General features: G+C 41.6%; 20 protein-coding genes. 6 read left to right on the plus strand and 14 right to left on the minus strand.

Annotated elements, in window-relative coordinates:
- Positions 1-242: 242 nt before the first annotated feature.
- Positions 243-563, plus strand: coding sequence for a hypothetical protein (locus ACFW35_RS15135; protein WP_379846902.1), 321 nt, complete (start codon positions 243-245; stop codon positions 561-563).
- Positions 564-605: 42 nt separating this feature from the next.
- Here the strand turns inward: ACFW35_RS15135 and ACFW35_RS15140 are convergent, their stop codons facing one another.
- On the minus strand, positions 606-1766 hold the full coding sequence (locus tag ACFW35_RS15140) for a M20 family metallopeptidase (RefSeq protein WP_379847525.1): 1161 nt from the start codon (positions 1764-1766) through the stop codon (positions 606-608).
- Between the two features lie 66 nt (positions 1767-1832).
- The gene (locus tag ACFW35_RS15145; protein WP_379846904.1) at positions 1833-3401 is read right to left on the minus strand and encodes an AbgT family transporter; all 1569 of its coding nucleotides are present in this window, start codon (positions 3399-3401) and stop codon (positions 1833-1835) included.
- Between the two features lie 255 nt (positions 3402-3656).
- Between ACFW35_RS15145 and ACFW35_RS15150 the strand changes: the two genes are divergently transcribed.
- The gene (locus ACFW35_RS15150; protein WP_379846905.1) at positions 3657-4283 is read left to right on the plus strand and encodes a class I SAM-dependent methyltransferase; all 627 of its coding nucleotides are present in this window, start codon (positions 3657-3659) and stop codon (positions 4281-4283) included.
- A 252-nt stretch (positions 4284-4535) separates the two neighbouring features.
- Here the strand turns inward: ACFW35_RS15150 and ACFW35_RS15155 are convergent, their stop codons facing one another.
- The gene (locus ACFW35_RS15155) at positions 4536-5045 is read right to left on the minus strand and encodes a GNAT family N-acetyltransferase (RefSeq protein WP_379846907.1); all 510 of its coding nucleotides are present in this window, start codon (positions 5043-5045) and stop codon (positions 4536-4538) included.
- 117 nt (positions 5046-5162) lie between these two features.
- On the opposite strand from ACFW35_RS15155, the gene ACFW35_RS15160 reads away from it, so the two are divergent.
- Positions 5163-5858 (plus strand): class I SAM-dependent methyltransferase, encoded by a 696-nt coding sequence (locus tag ACFW35_RS15160; protein ID WP_379846909.1) that lies wholly within the window; start codon positions 5163-5165, stop codon positions 5856-5858.
- 292 nt (positions 5859-6150) lie between these two features.
- On the opposite strand, the gene ACFW35_RS15165 is transcribed toward ACFW35_RS15160, so the two are convergent.
- Positions 6151-8433, minus strand: a complete 2283-nt coding sequence (locus ACFW35_RS15165) for an ATP-dependent DNA helicase (protein ID WP_379846910.1) — start codon at positions 8431-8433, stop codon at positions 6151-6153.
- A 213-nt stretch (positions 8434-8646) separates the two neighbouring features.
- Here ACFW35_RS15165 and ACFW35_RS15170 point away from each other — a divergent pair, with 213 nt between their 5' ends.
- Positions 8647-9606 (plus strand): isopenicillin N synthase family dioxygenase, encoded by a 960-nt coding sequence (locus ACFW35_RS15170; protein ID WP_379846912.1) that lies wholly within the window; start codon positions 8647-8649, stop codon positions 9604-9606.
- 33 nt (positions 9607-9639) lie between these two features.
- On the opposite strand, the gene ACFW35_RS15175 is transcribed toward ACFW35_RS15170, so the two are convergent.
- From ACFW35_RS15175 to ACFW35_RS15190, 4 genes are all read right to left on the minus strand, one after another.
- The gene (locus ACFW35_RS15175; protein ID WP_379846914.1) at positions 9640-10122 is read right to left on the minus strand and encodes a hypothetical protein; all 483 of its coding nucleotides are present in this window, start codon (positions 10120-10122) and stop codon (positions 9640-9642) included.
- Between the two features lie 124 nt (positions 10123-10246).
- On the minus strand, positions 10247-10711 hold the full coding sequence (gene mscL / locus ACFW35_RS15180; protein ID WP_379846915.1) for a large conductance mechanosensitive channel protein MscL: 465 nt from the start codon (positions 10709-10711) through the stop codon (positions 10247-10249).
- Positions 10712-10776: 65 nt separating this feature from the next.
- Positions 10777-11319 carry a 2'-5' RNA ligase family protein gene (locus ACFW35_RS15185; protein WP_379846917.1) on the minus strand — a complete coding sequence of 181 codons (543 nt, stop codon included), beginning with the start codon at positions 11317-11319 and terminating at the stop codon, positions 10777-10779.
- Positions 11320-11323: 4 nt separating this feature from the next.
- A complete protein-coding gene (locus ACFW35_RS15190) occupies positions 11324-11608 on the minus strand; it encodes a hypothetical protein (protein WP_379846918.1) in 285 nt (94 codons plus the stop codon).
- Between the two features lie 185 nt (positions 11609-11793).
- On the opposite strand from ACFW35_RS15190, the gene ACFW35_RS15195 reads away from it, so the two are divergent.
- Positions 11794-11940 carry a YjcZ family sporulation protein gene (locus ACFW35_RS15195; protein ID WP_251323467.1) on the plus strand — a complete coding sequence of 49 codons (147 nt, stop codon included), beginning with the start codon at positions 11794-11796 and terminating at the stop codon, positions 11938-11940.
- 367 nt (positions 11941-12307) lie between these two features.
- A complete protein-coding gene (locus tag ACFW35_RS15200) occupies positions 12308-12814 on the plus strand; it encodes a hypothetical protein (protein ID WP_379846920.1) in 507 nt (168 codons plus the stop codon).
- 258 nt (positions 12815-13072) lie between these two features.
- Here ACFW35_RS15200 and ACFW35_RS15205 read toward each other — a convergent pair whose 3' ends face one another.
- From ACFW35_RS15205 to ACFW35_RS15230, 6 genes are read right to left on the minus strand one after another with little or no spacing between them, the layout of a single operon-like run.
- Positions 13073-14350 (minus strand): homoserine dehydrogenase, encoded by a 1278-nt coding sequence (locus tag ACFW35_RS15205; protein ID WP_379846922.1) that lies wholly within the window; start codon positions 14348-14350, stop codon positions 13073-13075.
- A complete protein-coding gene (gene metX / locus ACFW35_RS15210) occupies positions 14337-15434 on the minus strand; it encodes a homoserine O-acetyltransferase MetX (protein WP_379846924.1) in 1098 nt (365 codons plus the stop codon). Before metX ends, ACFW35_RS15205 begins: the two co-directional genes overlap by 14 nt.
- Positions 15412-17103, minus strand: a complete 1692-nt coding sequence (gene acsA / locus ACFW35_RS15215) for an acetate--CoA ligase (protein WP_379846925.1) — start codon at positions 17101-17103, stop codon at positions 15412-15414. The genes metX and acsA overlap by 23 nt, the downstream gene beginning before the upstream one ends.
- A complete protein-coding gene (locus ACFW35_RS15220; RefSeq protein WP_379846927.1) occupies positions 17100-17828 on the minus strand; it encodes an ABC transporter ATP-binding protein in 729 nt (242 codons plus the stop codon). The genes acsA and ACFW35_RS15220 overlap by 4 nt, the downstream gene beginning before the upstream one ends.
- Before the next feature lie 15 nt (positions 17829-17843).
- Positions 17844-18689, minus strand: a complete 846-nt coding sequence (locus tag ACFW35_RS15225) for an ABC transporter permease (RefSeq protein WP_379846928.1) — start codon at positions 18687-18689, stop codon at positions 17844-17846.
- A gap of 24 nt (positions 18690-18713) precedes the next feature.
- A complete protein-coding gene (locus ACFW35_RS15230; protein WP_379846930.1) occupies positions 18714-19700 on the minus strand; it encodes an aliphatic sulfonate ABC transporter substrate-binding protein in 987 nt (328 codons plus the stop codon).
- Positions 19701-19727: the final 27 nt, after the last annotated feature.

Below are 19727 nucleotides of genomic sequence, written 5' to 3' on the forward strand. Positions count from 1 at the left end.
CTTCATTAGAATCTAGTTTTATCAAAGCTAGTCACTTTACGGTACGTGTTCTTATATTTATTACACGTACGCTTAAACATTCACTGTTTTCGCTCTCTGCTTTTGCCCTTTCACCTTCCTCCCTAACCAACAGAAGATAATCAGCATTTTACTAGTGTTATCTCGTAAAAAATATAAAAAATGGTGATTAGTACAAGCACTCATCTTCCCCTTTCATATAGTAATAGTGGGGGTGATACTAAATGAGTAAGATACGAAAAAAGCGTAACGAAGAATCTCCAAACGGCAAAGGTGGCAAAGGCGGAAATGCTACTGCTGCATCTGCAAACGGTTTAGATCTAGGTAATCTAATTGAAAAGAAGTTACGTAAAAAAACCTCTACTACTGGTACGTCTACTCCAGTTGCAGGAGCAGCTGCTAATGGTATAGGCTCTGGCGGTGCTGTAGAAGCGCTTCGTGCTTTGTTAGATTCTGGTCTTTCTGAAAAGAAGTCTAAAAAGTCTTCAAAGAAAACTTGTAAGAAGTCTAAAAAGTGTAAGAATGACGACAGCTGCTGGGAGTAATCCTTAGTAAATAAAAAAAGCCCCCTCAGAGGGCTTTTTTACTTATTTTGTAACACTGACTTTTTCTGCTGCATTTTGCTTTAAATAAGTTAGTGTTGCAGCTCCTAATAGATTAGCAGCAACCAATAACGCATCTTCGTTGATTTTAAATTTCGGATGATGATGCGGGTATGTCTCATCCCAAGCTGTATCTTCTGCACCTGTAAAGAAGAATGTTCCAGGTACCTTTTCTAAATAATACGCGTAATCTTCCCCGCCCATCTGCGGTTCGATCTCCTCAAGCTCCAGCACACCTGGCACTTTTTTCGCGACATCAACTACAAACTCAGTATCTTCTTTATGGTTCACAACTGCTGGATAACCGCGTTTAAATACATATTCATAGGAAGCATCCGCTGCTAAACAGGTTCCTTTTGCAATGCGGTCGATCTCTTGTTCGATCGCAACACGCACCTCTTCTTTAAACGTTCGAACTGTACCAGTTAGTTTCGCTGAATCTGCGATTACGTTAAAAGCATTTTTCGCTTCAAACGCACCAACAGATACAACGGCGGCATCCAGCGGATTCACTCGGCGGCTTACAATTTGCTGCAGATTTGAAACAAGTTGTGCTCCGATCACGATGCTGTCTTTCGTTTTATGAGGCTGTGCGCCGTGTCCGCCCTTTCCCTGAACTTTTATTGTAAAAGAGTCAGCAGCGGCCATCACTGGTCCTGTTCTATACCCGATTGTTCCGGTTGGCATTGTTGCCCAAAGGTGTGTTCCGTAAATGACGTCAACTCCGTCCAGACAGCCATCCTCGATCATGACGATCGCTCCGCCTGGTGCTAATTCTTCGGCGTGCTGATGGATAAATACAACATTTCCTTCCAGCTCATCTTTCATTTCATTTAATACTTTTGCCAAGACAAGGAGTGTAGCTGTATGGCCATCATGCCCGCAAGCATGCATCACTCCTGGAACATTAGATTTGTAAGGAGAATCGTTTTCTTCCTGAATAGGAAGTGCGTCAAAATCAGCCCGCAGTGCGACTGTTTTGCCGGGCTTTCCGCCTCTTAATGTAGCTACTACACCTCTTCCGCCTACTCCTGTTCGAACGTTTAATCCTAATTTTTCATGATAAGCCGCAATAAAAGCTGGTGTTTCCACTTCTTCAAATGACAGCTCTGGATTTTGATGAAGATGTCTGCGGATCTCCACCATTTCATCTTGATAGTTTGCCAACCGGCTGAATAATTGTTCCAAACCCGCTCACTCCTTCTTTATCTTTTACATTTTTATATATTCGCCAGGACCTAATGGAAGTCCTAGCACATACCAAATAGCAAATAAGATACACCAGAAAATCGTGTAGGCGATCGTGTACGGAAGCAAGGACGATATGAGTGTCCCCATCCCCATGTTCTTGTCGAACTTTTTAGCGAAAGAAAGCAGGATTGCAAAATATGCAAGCATCGGCGTGATCGTATTTGTAATCGAATCACCAATTCTGTACGCCATCTGAGTAAAAGCCGGGCTGTAATCTAATGCCATGAACATCGGTACAAAAACTGGACCTAGAATCGCCCACTTAGCTGATGAGCTTGCAATGAGCAAGTTCACGAGTGCTGTGAATAGAATGAATGCCAATAATAGCGGCAGCCCCGTAAATCCTGATTCCTTTAAAAAGTCAGCACCAGTTATGGCAATGATCGATCCTAAGTTGCTCCAGCTAAAATATGCAATCATCTGAGCTGCGATAAAGGCAAGAACGATATAGTACCCCATTCCGCTCATCGCTTTTGTTAAATGCTCGGCAACATCTTTATCATTCTTTAATGCCTTTGAACCAAACCCATAAGCTGTTGCTGGAATTAAAAAGAATAGAAGCATAATAGGTACGAGTGAATCCATAAATGGTGAGTCTATAAGCTCGCCTGTTTTCGGGTGACGAAGCATTGCTCCTTCAGGAACGGTAACAAGAAGTATGATACCTGTGTAAACGAGAAGAGAAATAGTCGCCCACTTCAAGCCTCTTTTTTCATCTGAAGAAAGAGCCTGTTTTTTAACTTCAAGATTTTCAGGTGCATGGTACTCACCAAGTCTCGGCTCTACGATTTTTGTAGTAACCCAAACGGCAACCGGCAAAAGAACAAATGTGGAAGCAAACATGAAGTAATAGTTCATAGCAGGATTCGCTGTATACTCTTTATCCTGAAGATGTGCTGCTGATTCTGTAAAACCGGCAAGCATAACATCGAGCATGCTGATGATGATGTTGGCACTGAATCCGCCAGCAACGGCTGCATAAGCTGCTGTAAGCCCTGCAATTGGATGACGTCCGAGTGTTAAGAACACCATAGCTGCAACAGGCGGAAGTACGATTAATGCGGCATCGGCAGCAGCGTTTCCAACGATTCCTATAAATATAATAATAGGTAAGATGAGTGCTTTTGGCGAGGCTAGAACGACTCTGCGCATAAATGCTGAGATTAGACCTGTTGATTCAGCTAGTCCAACTCCAAGCATGACAACAAGGACTAGACCTAACGGAGGGAAGTTTACAAAGTTGCTGACCAGTTCTGTCAGCATTCGTTTTATGCCCTCTTCGTTTAATAGATTGACAGCAGTAATCCTTTCATTGTTGGCAGGATTCACTGCACTCCAGCCTGATACTCCAGCTACAAAAGATCCAAGAAGAATAAGTGCTGTAATAATCACAAATAAAGTAAGAACATCCGGTAGCTTATTTCCGTTTTTCTCTACCCAGTCCAATAGCCTGTTAAAGACGTTCTTTGGTTTTTGATCCAGCTCTGGCGGTTTTGGTGTTGGTACTGCTTTAATTGCTGAACGTGCCATGATGATCCTCCCTTTTTGTTATGATTATTCAGAAAATTGAATTTCCTAACATTCTACAGGCTGTTCGACATGCTATCAAGGGAGATTTAAGAACACAACTTTTTTACTACAAACCAATACAGGCAAGGGGTGAGAGGAATGTAAGGGCTTTCCTTTACTGAATTTTCTTTCATTTTAAAATTTACCTGTCTGACATCTTTCGCTATAATGAATCTATCATTTTGCTTTTCATATCTTTTTTAAGGAGCGAACTTCATGGATCTTTTGTTAAAAGAAAGTCTGAAAGCAAGCTATAACGAGCAAGCTCATACAAGAGACAAAGCCGATATAGACGTGTGGAAGATCGTTGAGCTGAAATCTTATATAGATGCTCTTAGCAATGAAGGATTAAGTGCAGTTCTAGATATCGGCGCAGGCTCTGGACAGCACGGGAAATATTTGCTGGATCACGGCTTTGATGTAACGTGTATCGATCTTTCTCCAAGCATGGTCGAAACATGCCGTATGAAAGGATTAAAAGCACAAGTGATGGATTATTATACACTCGATTTTAATGCTGAATCCTTTGATGCTGTATGGGCGATGAATACACTGCTTCACGTTCCAAAAGTGAGTCTGCCTGCTGTTCTCAAAAACATTCATACAGTCCTTAAAGAAGATGGATTGTTTTATATGGGGGTATACGGCGGTAAAGATTCAGAAGGCGTTTGGGAAGACGACACCTATATCCCAAAAAGATTCTTTTCTTTTTATACAAACGAAGATATTCAAGACGTAGTATCGCCATTATTCGAAGTGCTGAACTTTCATGTCGTTCCTGAAGCAGGCGGGAGCATGGACTTTCAATCTTTATTGCTGCGTAAAAAACATGTTGATAAATAGATCAGAGTGAATTCACTGAAAAATTCACTATGGATAGGTCGCTTGGCATCCGCCAAGCTTCTTTATTGGGATCCAAACGCTGCTATTGCAGAAGTTTTGGGGATAATCCCGCGAGTTTTGATGATATTCCCGCGAGTTTTGATGATATTTCCGCGAGTTTTGATGATATTTCCGCGAGTTTCATCAATAATTCCGCGAGTTTTCAATTCTCGCTGCAAAAGCAGCAAAGCCCCTCTTGCTAAGGGGCTTTGCTTAGATTTTTCTCATGAATTGGAATGAAATGTGACCAGTTCGTTTACTTACCTTTTCGGATTGTTTTACAAATCCCTTCGCTTCATAAAAAGGAATCCCTTTCATATTACCCTTTTGAGCTGAAACCCATTGTTCTTTAATCCCTAGACTTTTTTGATAATCCGTATAAAAGCTCAACAGTTTACTTCCGATTCCTAATCCTCGCTTATGTGGATCCATATAAAAGACGTAGATTTCACCTGTTTGGTTACCCGTTGTTCCGCCCCCGATCGCACCTACTACTTGACCATCTTCTTCTGCAATAAAGTAGCCATGCCAATGTTCACTGAACTCCGTGACTTCTTTCAAGATCCTATCTTGGTTATAATAGTCTTCAATAACCTGCTCTACATACGCGTCATCTTCCAAATAACCATATGTTGCTCTCCATCCTTGTGAACAAACTTCAGCTATTCCTGCCACATGTTCAGTTCCTGCTTTTTTCAATGTAAGGCTCGCTAATTCTCTCATTATTTCCACCTCTTTTATTCACATCTAACTCCAATTATAAACTATTTTTTGGTAAAATAGAGATATACATCTCAGTCAGTCAAATGCCTATTTTACCTATGAAAGGCGGACGTTTTTTTGACAAAATTGATTACTAAAAATGAACATGTTTATGACATGCTGGACTCACTTTTACGTGATGAGGGTGCATTCTGGAATTCTTTTTATGAAGATCGAAATAAGAAGATTCCTTTTTTTATTGACGCACCGGACGAGAATCTAGTGGACTATATTGAAAAAAGGATGATTAAGCCCGGGCGGGTTCTCGAACTAGGATGCGGACCTGGACGAAACGCTATCTATCTAGGAGAACAAGGGTTTGAGGTGGATGCTGTTGATCTTTCGAGCGAAGGGCTTCAATGGGCACGTGAACGAGCGGATGAAAAAGGCGTTCATGTTAACTTCATTCAAGGCAATATTTTCAAACTCGACATCCCTCTGGATGAATACGATCTAATCTATGATTCTGGCTGTTTTCATCATGTCCCTCCTCACAGAAGAGTGAGCTATCTTCAACTATTAAACAATTGTTTAAAAGCCGGCGGGCATTTTGCGATAACGTGTTTTGATGCAGAAGGAATGGGACTTGATTTACCAGATGAAGAAGTTTATAGAGAGCGGACGATGAAAGGCGGCCTCGGTTATACATTTGAAAAGATGCGTGAGGTATTTTCACATTTTGAAGAGCTCGAACTTCGTAAAATGAAAGAAGTGAAACAGCCCGCAGACACGTTTGGTTTGCCATTTTTATGGGCTGGCTTATATAAAAAGTAAAAAGGGGCTGTCCCAAAAGTAAGCAAACTTACTTTTGGCAGCCCCTAATTTTTTGTTTTTCCAAAACAAAAAATAAATAATACAGCTATGAATTGGATTTATTTCAATTAATGAATTTATCTAAATGGTTTTAATTTTGTTTTAGGTAGCTTGACCGGTGCCAAGCTACCTTACAATAAGTATAATTTCATTTATGAGCCTTTGAAGAGATTTATGAGCCTACAAAAAAATTTATAGTCCTTCAAATTTTTTTTGAGCCTTCAAAAACATTCGACAAATTCGCCCCAAAACACTACCTCTTCAGCACAACAAAATCCCGCCATTCTTCCGGAAGCATCTCTACATATTTGCGGCTTAAAAACCGGTCATCTACGAGGACAAGGGTGCCACGGTCCTCTTCCGACCTGATCACCCTGCCACCCGCTTGCAGCACTTTGTTCATGCCCGGGTAAACGTATGCAAAATCATAGCCATTCTTTCCTGCGTTTTGAAAATAATCCTTCATCGTATCGCGCTCCAATCCTACTTGAGGCAATCCGACTCCGATTATTACTGCTCCTGTTAAGCGGTCTCCTTTTAAGTCGATTCCTTCTGAAAAAATACCGCCCATGACAGCAAACCCAACGAGCGATTGCTCCCCAGCCGTATCAAAGTTAGCCAGGAATTTCTCACGCTCCTCCTCTGACATAGCAGGGTGCTGAACAATTGGTTGAAATGCTGGATCTTCTTCCAGAAGCCGATCAACCACATCTGTCATATAGCGATAGGACGGGAAAAAGACGAGATAATTCCCCGGCCGCTTATCCACAAGATCGATAATCATTTCCTTTATCGGTTCAATTGTCGTTTCTCTATCCCTGAAACGAGTAGAAAGAGGCTGGATAAAAACGTCCAGCTGTTCCTTCTCATAAGGGGACGGCATGCGAATCACATAGTCTTCTTCCCCGCCTCCAAGCATCTCCATAAAATAGGCTAGTGGAGAAAGAGTGGCAGAAAAGAAAATGCGGGACCCATATTTTTTCCCGGTTTGAAAAAGAAGCTGTGACGGATCCATACAGAACAAACGAACTTCCACTTCACTTTTAAAAACATCAATAAATGTAACAAACCGCTCATCATAAAAATCTGATATTTTCACCATCTGATTCGCAGCAAAAAAGGCCTCAAGCAATTTTTCATCACTTTCACCGCTTGCCAGCAGTTGTTCTGCCTGCACCAGAAAATCATCCAAACAGCTGATAAAATCTTCAGGAAGATCAGGAACGGCAACCTGCTTCTCTCCATATTCTTTTTTCAGTTTCAGCATTTCATCATTTACTGCCTTAGCTGTTCTCCACAGCCTCTCGTTCTTTCCTTTGTATTCCCGGGACAGCTGCAAGAATGCTGATTTCTGCAATTCTGCAGAATACATACTGCGCGCACGATCTACAAGATTATGCGCTTCATCCATGAGCAGCACCGTACGTTTCTTTTGTTCTTCAAACAAACGTTTAAACGATACACGCGGATCGAACACGTAGTTATAATCACAAATCACACCATCAGCCGCATATGCCAGATCAATCGAAAATTCAAACGGACAAACTTTATGTTTTTGGGCATATTGAGAGATAACATCACGATTCATTATGGTTTCATTTTTTAAAATATCTAATACCGCACCGTTGATTCGGTCAAAATACCCGTCCGCAAATTCACAGTACGAAGGATCGCAGCGCGTCTCCTCTTTAAAACAAACCTTGTCTTTCGCCGTAATGGTTACACTTTGAAAAAACAACCCTTTTTCTTTCATCAGCTGAAGAGCTTCTTCCGCATTCTTTCTGTTCAGCGTTTTTGCTGTAAGATAAAAAATCTTTTCTGCCTTTTCCTCTCCTATTGCTTTAACAGCTGGAAAAAGGGTGGAGATCGTTTTCCCAGTCCCCGTTGGCGCATTGGCAAACAATGTTTTTTTATCCGTAATCGTTTTATAAACGGCACCTGCAAAATTCCGCTGTCCGTTTCGATAATGATCAAACGGAAATGGAAGTTCTCGGATGCTCTCGTTTCTCTGCTGCAGATTCGCTAATCGAAGTTTCGCATAAGGAGCATAACTTTTTACGAGATGAAGCATGAACTCCTCTAGTTCTGCTAAGGTACAGGTTTCCTGAAATCTTTTTTGTTCACCTGACTCCACCTGTACGTATGTGAGCTGTACCTTTACTTCGTCTTTTTCATCTTTCTTTAAGTACATATAGGCGTAGCACTTTGCCTGAGCCCAGTGGACGGGATAAGACTCTTTCTTTATATCATCTAACTGTTTTGCAGTTGATTTGATCTCATCAATCGTTACAAGATCTTCCTCTAGCAAAAGACCGTCACAGCGGCCTTCCACCACGTAATCGATTTCTTCATACGCATAGCTCATCTGCAAAAATACTTCTGCAGCATCTGCTTCCCCATATGTTTTTTGTATCGTTTGATGAGCTTTCGTTCCCTCTATCAATGAGGATGTGGTTTTAAATCCTGATTCAATGCTTCCTGAACGGAATACGTACTCGACAAGTGCCCGAACGGAAATTTTGACAGATTGAGGCATGACTTCACCTACCGATTCCAATCAATAATTTGTAGTTTAATAGTAACACAAAGAATTTGAATTTCACTTAACCGCTTCCAGTATCTTGTATTTCCATGCTACCTATGTTTAAAAATAGACTATTCTTGAAAATAGCTATTGCTACTCAATACTTTTATGGTAAAATTTAAACTGTTTGAAAGCGATTACATAAATGTCTGGGGGCTATTTAATATGTCTACACAAACTACATCACTAGTTAAAACATTAAATCTGAAAAACTTTACACACGGCACTTCTGAACAGCGCAAAGATTTTGCTGCTCAGTTTGAAGCTGGTCTGAAAGAAACAGGTTTTATCATTTTAGAAGGTCATGGTGTGAACACTCACTTAATCGAGAAAAACTATGAACTGTGGGAAAAGTTTTTCACTCTTGATAAAGAAATTAAGCAAAAGTATGAAGGTGTTGAAGGCGGAGCTCGTGGATACACTGGATTCGGAAAAGAACATGCGAAGAATCGTTCAGTTGGAGATCTAAAAGAATTCTTCCACGTGGGCCAAGAGCTTCCTGTTGGACACCCGCTTTCAAGTGATTATGCAGTTAACGTTTGGCCAGAAGAAGTAGCTGAGCTTCGTCAATATGCTTTGAACTTTTATCGTGAATTAGAGCGTGTTGCTCGCAATATGCTTGAAGCATTAGCGATTCAAATGGACCTACGTCCAAGATTCTTTGCTGACATGATCCAAGACGGAAACAGCATTCTTCGTGCAATCCACTACCCGCCTCTTGATGATTCAATGGATAACGGAGCGATTCGTGCAGGTGAGCATGAAGATATTAACTTGATCACACTTTTAGTAGAATCTACGGCTTCTGGCTTAGAGCTTCTGACGCGTGAAGGAGAATGGGTGCCTGTTAAAGCTGAAAAAGGACAAATTATCGTTGACGCTGGGGACATGCTTTCCCGCATCACGAATGAAGTGATCCCGGCAACGACTCACCGTGTAGTAAATCCTGAGGGCGAGAACACATCTCGTTATTCCATGCCGTTCTTCGTACATCCATATCCGAATTCATTGTTGGAGACGATTCCTTCATGCATCTCTGAAGATAATCCAGAGAAGTATCCGCCGATCACAGCTGGCGACTTCTTATATGAACGTCTTGTTGAAATCGGTCTAATAAAAAAATAAGCAAAGAAAAGCTGGTCCCAAGGGATCAGCTTTTTATTGTACAACATGCCCGCTATACGGTTTTTCCCACTCTCTGTCTTGCATTGTTTGCAGCATGCCTACCTTCCACTTATTCTTTTTATTAAAAGAAATATAGACATCCCGATATTTTTTCTCTTGTCCGTTTTCCACCGTAACGAGATCGACATAGCCAATAGGCCAGCCGTCGTTCATACGAATACTTAAGTCGTCGTAAGACTTTATATATGTCCCTTCTGTAAACAACCTCTTGTTTCTGTTTACCCAAGTGCCTTTTGCGTTTTCCTTAGAAATCGTTACGTCTTCGTCATACGCACCATTGTAAAAATAAATCTGGTCAAACGCTTCTTCAAAGTTTTGATTCGATGCATGTTTTAAAAACTGTGATGCCTGCTGGCTAGCTTGGAATTTCACCCATAGATCAGGACCTAAAAGTATAGAAAAAGCAATGAAGAAAAGTCCCGTTACTATCCAAATAACTTTTCTAAAGTTTTTCATAAAAATACCTCTGTTCTTTTTCCTTAATATTATCCATTTATTGTAATTATTTCTATGTTAATTCAATGATAAATACATGACAAAATACACTATGCTGACGTCTTAACGTGCAAAGACAGCCCTCTTACTCTGCTGAGGGCTGTCTAACTACTGCTTCATCATTTAAATCTGCTGTACAATTTTGGCACTTAACCGCTCTTAATGGAATTGTCGATAAGCAATATTTACATTCCTTCGTATCCGGTTCTTTCACTTCTTCTTTTCTTTTCAAACGATTAATCTGCTTCACAACTAAGAAAATAACAAGAGCAATGATAAAGAAATTGATGAGCGTATTAATAAAAAGGCCATAATTCAGCGTTGCTGCTCCTGCTTTTTGGGCTTCAGCCAAAGAGGAATAATCCCCTTTTCCGAGGTTTATGTATAAGTTGCTAAAATCTACCTTTCCTAGCAAAAGACCGATTGGAGGCATAATTACATCTTCAACTAAAGAAGTTACAATCTTTCCGAATGCTGCCCCGATGATTACCCCAATGGCAAGATCCATCACATTTCCGCGCATAATAAAGGTCTTAAATTCATTCCACATCTTAATTTTATTCCTTTCTACATGGCTATACATATGTATAACCATACAATAGTTTCTTTAAAACTTCAGCTATGAAATCGCTTTAAATCTACTGTAAAGAGATCCTTCATATCTGTACAAACATCTTCATCAAACACCAGCTCGAGCAACTCTACACTTTCAATTCGGGCAGTAAAAGGCTCCAAATATTTCACCGAATAATCAAAAGCTTCTACCAGCTTTTCATGTGTCAGATGACTGGCAATTGTACAATGAGGAACCCACTGAGCTGGGGCATATAAAGATTTCGGATCGGTTATTCCCATAAACCGTTTATGATACCTAGTGTGAAAGTCTGTTAAACTTGGATCTTTAGTTGGAGCTGCGTACAATGTACCACTGTTTAAAAACATTCCAACCGACGGTATAAATAACTGAACAGCAGACTGATTTTTAAAGTACTCTTCCATTTCTTTTTTAAACAATTCAACTTCCAGCTCATTGTGAGTCGCAATTGTAACGTGCGGTCTCATCCCATAATCAGTTATGCCCGCTTCTTTCATTCCTTGCCTTAATTCATCTATTTTTTCTTCTGTATCACGATCAAAAAAGCCAAGAATTCCATACATCGTATCAGCTCCTGAAAAAAGATTTTATTACACGTACAAAACGGTTTACGCCGTAGATAATTAACACATCGATTATTAAAAATGCCGCTGCACCACCTAAATCCCCTTCAGGTGTCAGTGATGATGACCAGTAAATATAGAAACCTGCAAAAATCATTGCACCGGCTAATGCCGTCTTCCAGCTGGCGACGTTCAAAAGACCGCCAATAAGACCTAACAATAAACTCAAAACAGGAAAGACAAAGAACAAATAAAGCATAATATCTAATATAAAATACCCCCATAACAAATCCTCTAATCCCCCATTACCGTTCGTGTAATTATACCTTAATCCAAAGTTTGGCAAATAAATCTTTCGTCTTTATCAAGTATTATCACTATTTCGCTCTTGTCCTAAAAAAATGGGCTAATTCCGCCCAAACCTTTAACTTGTACGCTTAATAATCTGTCATTGTAAAGAAGGAGGTGGGTTATATGGGATTTAAGTCACACGGAAACAGCTTTGCTTTAATCGTAGTGCTATTTATCTTGTTAATCATCGTTGGGTGTTGCTGGTGCGGTGGTTACGGCGGCGGTTACGGCGGCGGTTACGGCGGCGGTTACGGAGGAGGCTGGTGTTAATCACCACCTTTCTTCCAAGCTGGAAGTAAGGCGCTGAGTTAATCTAGCAATCAATTGCGTTAAAACCTTTTGCTGAGAAAAACCCCTCGAATGACTAAGAGAGAGAAATAGAGAGAGAAAAAAGGCCTGCACTCTTATGAGGGCAGGTCTTTTTAACATTTGGGCACCATCAGAAAAAATACTACAATACGTGACTCCTAACCTATTAAAATTGAACAACTTTCGCCCTATTGTTTCTAGGAAGTTAGTTTTTTAGTATAACTATATAACATAATTACAAATTAATAACAGTAAATTAATATTTTTCCATTATCGTAAACCTGTATGAAAACTGGCAAGTCCAAAAAAATGTTTACAGGAGGAAGAAATGAAAAATAGTTGGAAAATGAAACTGCTCCCCTCTGCCCTTGCTTTATCAGTCATTAGCAGTTCAATCTCACCAGGTTTAACATCGGCTTTAGGAGAGTTCGACTTAACATCTGAAATTGTTCAAACCCCTATTAATGAATACCGTGCAGACCTGGCTCCAGGTGTAAAAGAAAAGCACTATAGTTTTGAAGGAAAAGAAGGAAAAAAGATTGAGAGTTTTGTAGTAGACGTTGATGTACATAATCCTAATGTATCAATAGAAGCAGGTGCACCTAATGATGAAGACGGTTTTGGTCTGCAGCCGGTCCGGGCACAAGCAAACGCTGCAGATGCAGAAAGCCACAAAGTTGTTGCAGCAGTAAATGCAGATTTCTATAACATGGCAACAGGTGAACCGCATGGCATCGTCTATAAGGTTGGCCGAATAATTAAAGATTATAATAACCGTACATGGAATTTCTTTGGAATAAAGAATATGAGGCAGAAAATGAATAATTTACGATAAAAAATAAGTAAAAGCTGGCTCGATATTCATTTATTGAGCCAGCTTTCTATACGTATGAGTGATTTCGTTCATTTATGTTCGTCTTCTGAGATTTATGAGCGCCATCTGAAATTTATGAGCACCATACGATGTTTATGAGCACCATCCGGGATTTATGAGTACCTTCTGAGTTTTTCCACGCATACAGCACACCAAATAAAAAAACACTGCAGGGGCCACTCTGCAATGTTCGTTCAACACTTGATGTATTCATATTTACTAAAGATTAATTACCTTCTGAAGCACGAGATCTCTTTCTTCCCCTTTTACTTCTGCTGGCTTCAAATTCCCTGCCACTTCATATACAACAAGCTCTGAGTTCCTTTTTAACGATACAGCTGTTTCTACGTGACATCTGATCAGTAAATAAACCAAGTCTCCTCTTACATCTTGTTTTAGAAGCTGAATATCGTCTGAACCATTAAAGCCTACGGATGAACCGATTACGGCGTATTCCCCAACTAATGAGCCGACTGATTCATTACTCGAAGAATCAGCTTTCAATACAGACTGCTTCTTCCTCACAGCTGCTCCTGAATTAGATTGAAGCACATAAGTCAAATCTTCAACCATCGCGCTTGCTGTTGGGAGTTTGCCTGCCCCAGCACCTTGAACAGTCACTTTACCCGCAAGACTTGTTTCTACCATGATGGCGTTTTGTACATCTTCCACTCCGTATAGAGGATGTTCCGTATCAACGAGCACCGGCTTAACAGAAGCTGTGAATTGACCGTGGTTACTTCTGATTCGCGCCAAATGCTTCACCTTATAGCCCCAGCGGGTAAACACTTCAATCTGCTCAGACGAAACTTCAGTAATTCCTTTTCTTTCTACCTCATCCCAGTTTGGAGAACTTCCAAAAGACAATTCGCTAAGAATCATGAGCTTATAAAATGCGTCAAATCCTTCTACATCATTAACGGGATCAGCTTCTGCATATCCAAGATCTTGAGCTGTTTTTAACACATCTTCAAAAGCTGACCCCTTTTCGCGCATGTTTGTCAGAATAAAATTAGAGGTACCATTTAATATAGCTTCGACCGATAGAATATCATTTACCTGCAACAGCTGTGAAATGCTGCGGATAATCGGCGTTCCCCCGGCTGTTGTTGCTTCATAGCCAACTGAAACCCCGGCTGCTTCTGCCTTTTCCAGCAATGTTTTACCGTGTCTGGCAAACATCACTTTGTTGGCCGTTATAACGCGGCACCCTTTTTCAATGGCTTTGCTTAAATACGTAAATCCTGGTTCCTCTCCCACAATGGCTTCAAAAACAATCTGCAGATCTGGAATGTTTAAAACTTCATCAAAGTCAGTCGTGACAAGGATATGTTCATCAACATCCCGCTTTTTAGCACCATCTTTTACTAATATGGCTTCGATAATAACTTCCTCACCCAGTACAGATTTCAGCTGTTCCCTGTGAGTCTTCAGCGCTTCATAAACACCTTGCCCGACTGTTCCAAAACCAAGCAATGCCGCTTTAATAGGTGCCATATTGCAGCCTCCTCTCCTGATCTAATGCATTCTTTACATAAGGTCCCCACTTATCGAACTCTACTAAGAAACCATCATGCCCAAAGTCTGTTTCAATCGAATAAAAAGTTCCATACCGAGTGTGTTTTACAAAGCCCTCAATCACTTCTGGCGGATAAAGCAGGTCGCCTTCGTATCCGAAAGCATGGACTTCAGCTTGAATCTGTGAGGCTGCCCGTTCCCAGCCGCCCAGCTTATCACCGATATCATAAGCATTCATCGCATATAAAAGGGTCAAATAACTATCTACATCAAATCGTTTCGTCAATTTTCCCCCTTGATAATTTAAATAGGAATCCACTTGAAAATAAGGCTTTCCTTCAATATCTGTCTCACGTACTTCCCTTTGAAATCTATCATTAAAGAGCTTCGGCTGACGATATGTTAGAAGTCCCGCCATCCTTGCAATCTCCAAACCTACTAGTCTTTCTCCTTCTGCACGTCTGCCGCTTCTATAGACAGGATCATTTACAATAGCGTGAATCGCCATCCTGTTAAAACCTACACCATAATCATTTAGGTATGGTGTAGCTGCGAAAATGAATACTTTTTCCATAAAATAAGGATACTGAACGGCCCATTCCATCGATTGCATGCCGCCAAGGGAACCGCCTAAAACAGCAAAAAGCCTTGGTATGCCTAGAACATCTAACGCCTGCCGCTGAGCACGAACCATGTCTCGGACCGTAACAAAGGGAAACGTTTTGTGATAGGGCTTTCCTGTTTCCGGATTAACCTTCGCTGGACCTGTTGAACCGCTGCATCCTCCAAGAACATTAAACGTAATAACCTGATAAAGGTTTGTATCAATATATCCTTCGAGTCCGATCAGTCCTCTCCACCATCCTGGCTCTTCTGCTGAACCGTATGCATGCTGATTTCCAGTAAGAGCATGACATAGCAGGAGCACTGGTCCCTTCGTATTTCCAGTTATCTCAAAAGCCAACTCTGCATCCGTTATTACTTGGCCTGACTCTAAGGCAAAATCACCGATTTTCACCTTGCCGACTTTCCGGTTTGTTTCAAGCAAGTTTTTGCAGCTCACGTGCCTTCAGCTCTCTTCGTAAAATTTTTCCGCTGATCTTTGTTTTCGGGAGTTCCTCTACCACTTCGATCTCGCGCGGTGCTGCGTGTGCCGCAAGCTCCCCTCTAACATAGACACGGATCTCTTCTAACAGATCACTGCTCTGTGAATAGCCATCTTTCAGTACAATAAATGCTTTAACGATTTCTCCCCGGATCGGATCTGGCTTTCCAATCACTCCTGCTTCAGCCACGGCCTCGTGCTCAATAAGCTTGCTCTCGACTTCAAACGGACCGATTCTTTCACCAGATGAATTAATCATGTCGTCCGAACGTCCTTGGAAAAAGATATAGCCATCGTCATCACGGTAAGCAAGATCACCCGAAACGTACCAGTCACCCCATCCAAAATAAGAATTATACTTCTCGGCGTTCTGCCACACTTCCCTCATAATGGCCGGCCAAGGTGCCTTGATCGCTAAATGGCCAACAGAAAACGGAGGCAGTTCTTTTCCTTCTTCATCTAAAACGGTTGCTGTAATTCCCGGAAATGGTTTTCCCATCGATCCTGGCTTGATCGTTTCATTCGGCAGGTTTACGATAAGCTGCGCACCCGTTTCTGTCATCCACCACGTATCATGAATTCTTTTTCCAAGAATATTTTTTCCCCAATAAATAACCTCTGGATTTAACGGCTCACCGACACTTAAAAGATGACGCAGTTTCGATAGATCATATTGTTCAGGAAGCTTATTCCCTTTTGCCATCAGCATCCGAAACGCAGTAGGAGCACTATACCAGACGGTTACGCCGGTATTTTGCAGCGTTTCATACCATTGCTCTGCTTTAAAACGTCCGCCATGGACCACGATCGTTGCTCCATTTAGAAGTGGTGCAAATACTCCGTACACGGTTCCTGTAACCCAGCCAGGATGTGCCGTACACCAATATACATCGTCTTCCTGTATATCAAGCACCCAGCGGCCGGTTAGATATTGCTGTGTCATTGCGCGGTGAGCGTGAATAATCCCTTTCGGCTTTCCAGTTGAACCAGACGTATAGTGGATATTCAAACCATGTTCAGGATCGACCCACTCTATCTGGCTCTCAACGTCTCCAATTCCTTTAATCTCCTCTTGCAGCGAGATCTCTCCGTTTTCACCGGCTCCATCTGTTAAAAAGACAGTATGGAGACTCGGCAGCTCATTCCGTGGCACACGCTTATAGAGTTCTTGGTCCGTAATTAAAAAAGTTCCATCACAGTCTGCAATGCGGTCTCTTACCGCATCAGACATAAATGCTTCAAACAGCGGACCGACAACTGCTCCTAGTTTAATAGCTGCCAGCATGGCAATATGGCAATCAGGATGTTTTGGCAAAAAGACAAATACGAAATCTCCTTTTTTTACACCATGCTTGGAAAGCACGGCTGCCCATCTATCTGTTGTTTCCTTTAGTTCTTGGTACGTGATCTTAAACTCTTGTGAATCGTCCAAGTAATGCAGGGCTGCCTTTTCTCCGCGTCCCTCTTCCACATGGCGGTCCACACATTCATATGCCATGTTCGTCTTCCCATCATCTCTTCTGTTGAACCTTTCTGTTATGGAGTCCCAAGAAAATGGTGCCCCATCTCTGTCAGTCACTACATTATAGATCCCGCTTACAGGCTCAATGGCTGCTAGTTTTGTCATCGCTCGTCACCTGCTGCTTTCTTTTCAACATTTAATAGATTCAATATATGTGCCTTCTGTTTTGAGAGATATGCATCTCCACGCGTCCTCGGTTTTGGTTTCTCAACAGCTACTTCAGCAAAAACTTCTCCAGGCTGGCCTTTTAAGATGAAGATTCGATCGCAAAGGTAGAGGGCTTCATCAATATCATGTGTGACAAGCAGCATCGTCGTTTGCTTCTTTTGCCAGATTGATAGAAGGAGATCTTGCAGCTGCATTTTTGTAAAAGCGTCTAGTGCACTGAAGGGTTCATCTAAAAGAAGTACCTCAGGATCTGTGATCAGCGCTCTTGCGATTGCTGTCCGCTGCGCCATCCCGCCAGAGAGATCTTTCGGATAATGATTTTCAAAACCAGTCAATCCTACAAGATCTAAATACGTTTGATATTTGTTTGATTTTCGTTCTTCTTTTACTAAACCGAATGAGATATTATCTTTCACAGACAGCCATGGCAGAAGTCTCGGTTCCTGAAACATCATTCCAATATTGTCGTTTCCATCTTTTGAAGAAATCTTTCCTTCGTAGTTCGGATCAAGTCCTGAAAGTACACGAAGCAAAGTACTTTTACCACAGCCGCTTGTGCCTAAGATACCGATGATTTCTCCCTTATCGACGGAAAAATTAATGTTCTGAAATCCAGCCTGGTTATTGTTAAACGTCCGTTTTAAACGGTTAATCTGAAGCATCTGTTTTCCCTCCTTCTACGCTTGGTTACTTATGCTGTCCTGCCATTTAAGAGAGCGGTATTCAATCCATTTGAGTATCGCGTCTGTCACTTTCCCTAATACGGCAAAAAGCAGGATACTGGCAATGACCGTGTCAGGTGAATACGTGTTCTGGCCGACCACCAGCAAATACCCTAAGCCTTCGCTAGCTCCCATCAGTTCTGCTGCGACAACAAACATCCAGCCAAGTCCAAGGCCGCTTCTCATCCCTGTAATAAAAGATGGCAGTGATGCTGGTAAAATGATGCGTTTCGTCAGCTGAAATGGAGATAGCTGATAAATCTTGCCTACTTCTATCAGCTTCCGGTCAACTCCTTGAATGCCTGCTACGATGTTCAAATAGACCGGGAAGAAAACACCGACTGCAATCAATGAGATCTTAGAAGGCTCACCGATTCCCATCCATAAAATAAACAACGGTACCCATGCGAGAGAAGGAATGGAACGAATTGCTTGAAACAATGGGTCAAGAAGCTGTTCAGCTGTTTTGGCATAACCGACGACGGCTCCAATCACAACCGCAGCTCCTGTACCGATCGCAAATCCTAAGAACACGCGTGTTAACGTAATAGAAACATGGCCGAATAGAGAACCATCCTTATACATGCTTAATATCTTCTCTAAAATAACGCTTGGTGCCGGAAGCAGGTGCGGCGCCAGCAATCCAGCTTTCGCAGCCAGCTCCCAAGCAATAAGCAGGACTACTGGCAAAATTGAACCAAGAACGATACCGCGTCCCTTTTTAAATAAACCTTTCGGAGAAGAAAGCTTATCAGTTGCTGCTCTCTGCCCCGCTTTCCATTTTTGAGTTTCTGAAATCACTGGCACTTCCTCCTTCCTTTTGCGTTATTTTTTGATTACTTTTTCAGCAAACTTTGGATTTATTAATTCTTTTACGAGTTTCTCAATGTCTGTATCCTTTTTGACAATCTCTTCTGTCTGAAGTACTTCGCCTGCAGCCGATATAGCTTTTTCGTGCTGTGATCCAGGAACAGGTTCCGAGAAGTTATTTCGTTCGAGTTGTTTTTTAGCGACATCTTCTTTAATCCCCGCCTCTTCAGATAAAAGTTTTGCTGCTTCTTCTGGATTTTCCAGTGTCCATTTTCTTGCTTTTTCATAAAGCTCAATTACTTGTTCCACTTGCTTCGGATGATTCTTAGCAAACTCTGAGCGAACATTCAGCGTTCCGTACGTATTAAAATCAGGATTTCGGTAGATATACTTTCCTCCAGATTCTAACTCTGTTCTTGCCATGTGCGGATCCAGTCCTGCCCATGCATCAACTTGACCTTTGATTAGAGCGTTTGCACCATCAGCATGCTGAAGGTTTACGATTTGAACATCTTTTGCTGAAAGTCCAGCTTCACTAAGTGAACGTAATAAAAAGATGTGAGGATCTGTTCCGAATGTTGCGGCTACCTTTTTTCCTTTAAGATCTTTTACATCCTTAATTGCGCTCCCATCTTTTGCAACTAATGCTGTCCATTCAGGCTGTGAATAGATATATACAGATTCGATCGGTGCCCCTTTGTCTTTTGCAATAAGTGCAGCTGCCCCGGCAGTGGAACCAAAGTCCACACTATCGGAATTCAGAAACTCCAGCGCTTTGTTGCTTCCCTGACTTTGCACCCATTCCACTTCAATACCATCTTTTTTAAATGCCTCTTCTGCCCAGCCAAACTTTTTCAGTGCCAGACTTGTTGGCGAATAGAACGCGTAATCCAATCTGATTTTTTCCGGTTTTTCTCCTTCTTTTGCTGAGCTCGAACAGCCCGCTAATAACAATGCAGCTGCTAAACTAACGAGCAGCGTTCCTTTCCACCAATTCTTCATAATCAGTTTCCCTCCACTTTTTTCATC

The sequence above is a fragment of the Fictibacillus sp. NPDC058756 genome (genome assembly GCF_042746035.1).
Lineage (GTDB): Bacteria > Bacillota > Bacilli > Bacillales > Fictibacillaceae > Fictibacillus.

Excerpts from the sequence above, each read along its gene's own strand:
- ACFW35_RS15200 (WP_379846920.1), top strand. The coding sequence starts at position 12,308 with ATGAAAAATAGTTGGAAAATGAAACTGCTCCCCTCTGCCCTTGCTTTA.
- ACFW35_RS15205 (WP_379846922.1), bottom strand. The coding sequence starts at position 14,350 with ATGGCACCTATTAAAGCGGCATTGCTTGGTTTTGGAACAGTCGGGCAA.
- ACFW35_RS15150 (WP_379846905.1), top strand. The coding sequence starts at position 3,657 with ATGGATCTTTTGTTAAAAGAAAGTCTGAAAGCAAGCTATAACGAGCAA.
- ACFW35_RS15175 (WP_379846914.1), bottom strand. The coding sequence starts at position 10,122 with ATGAAAAACTTTAGAAAAGTTATTTGGATAGTAACGGGACTTTTCTTC.
- ACFW35_RS15145 (WP_379846904.1), bottom strand. The coding sequence starts at position 3,401 with ATGGCACGTTCAGCAATTAAAGCAGTACCAACACCAAAACCGCCAGAG.
- ACFW35_RS15155 (WP_379846907.1), bottom strand. The coding sequence starts at position 5,045 with ATGAGAGAATTAGCGAGCCTTACATTGAAAAAAGCAGGAACTGAACAT.
- ACFW35_RS15185 (WP_379846917.1), bottom strand. The coding sequence starts at position 11,319 with ATGTATGGAATTCTTGGCTTTTTTGATCGTGATACAGAAGAAAAAATA.
- ACFW35_RS15135 (WP_379846902.1), top strand. The coding sequence starts at position 243 with ATGAGTAAGATACGAAAAAAGCGTAACGAAGAATCTCCAAACGGCAAA.
- ACFW35_RS15220 (WP_379846927.1), bottom strand. The coding sequence starts at position 17,828 with ATGCTTCAGATTAACCGTTTAAAACGGACGTTTAACAATAACCAGGCT.
- ACFW35_RS15170 (WP_379846912.1), top strand. The coding sequence starts at position 8,647 with ATGTCTACACAAACTACATCACTAGTTAAAACATTAAATCTGAAAAAC.
- ACFW35_RS15140 (WP_379847525.1), bottom strand. The coding sequence starts at position 1,766 with ATGGTGGAGATCCGCAGACATCTTCATCAAAATCCAGAGCTGTCATTT.
- ACFW35_RS15165 (WP_379846910.1), bottom strand. The coding sequence starts at position 8,433 with ATGCCTCAATCTGTCAAAATTTCCGTTCGGGCACTTGTCGAGTACGTA.
- mscL (WP_379846915.1), bottom strand. The coding sequence starts at position 10,711 with ATGTGGAATGAATTTAAGACCTTTATTATGCGCGGAAATGTGATGGAT.
- ACFW35_RS15195 (WP_251323467.1), top strand. The coding sequence starts at position 11,794 with ATGGGATTTAAGTCACACGGAAACAGCTTTGCTTTAATCGTAGTGCTA.
- acsA (WP_379846925.1), bottom strand. The coding sequence starts at position 17,103 with ATGACAAAACTAGCAGCCATTGAGCCTGTAAGCGGGATCTATAATGTA.
- ACFW35_RS15230 (WP_379846930.1), bottom strand. The coding sequence starts at position 19,700 with ATGAAGAATTGGTGGAAAGGAACGCTGCTCGTTAGTTTAGCAGCTGCA.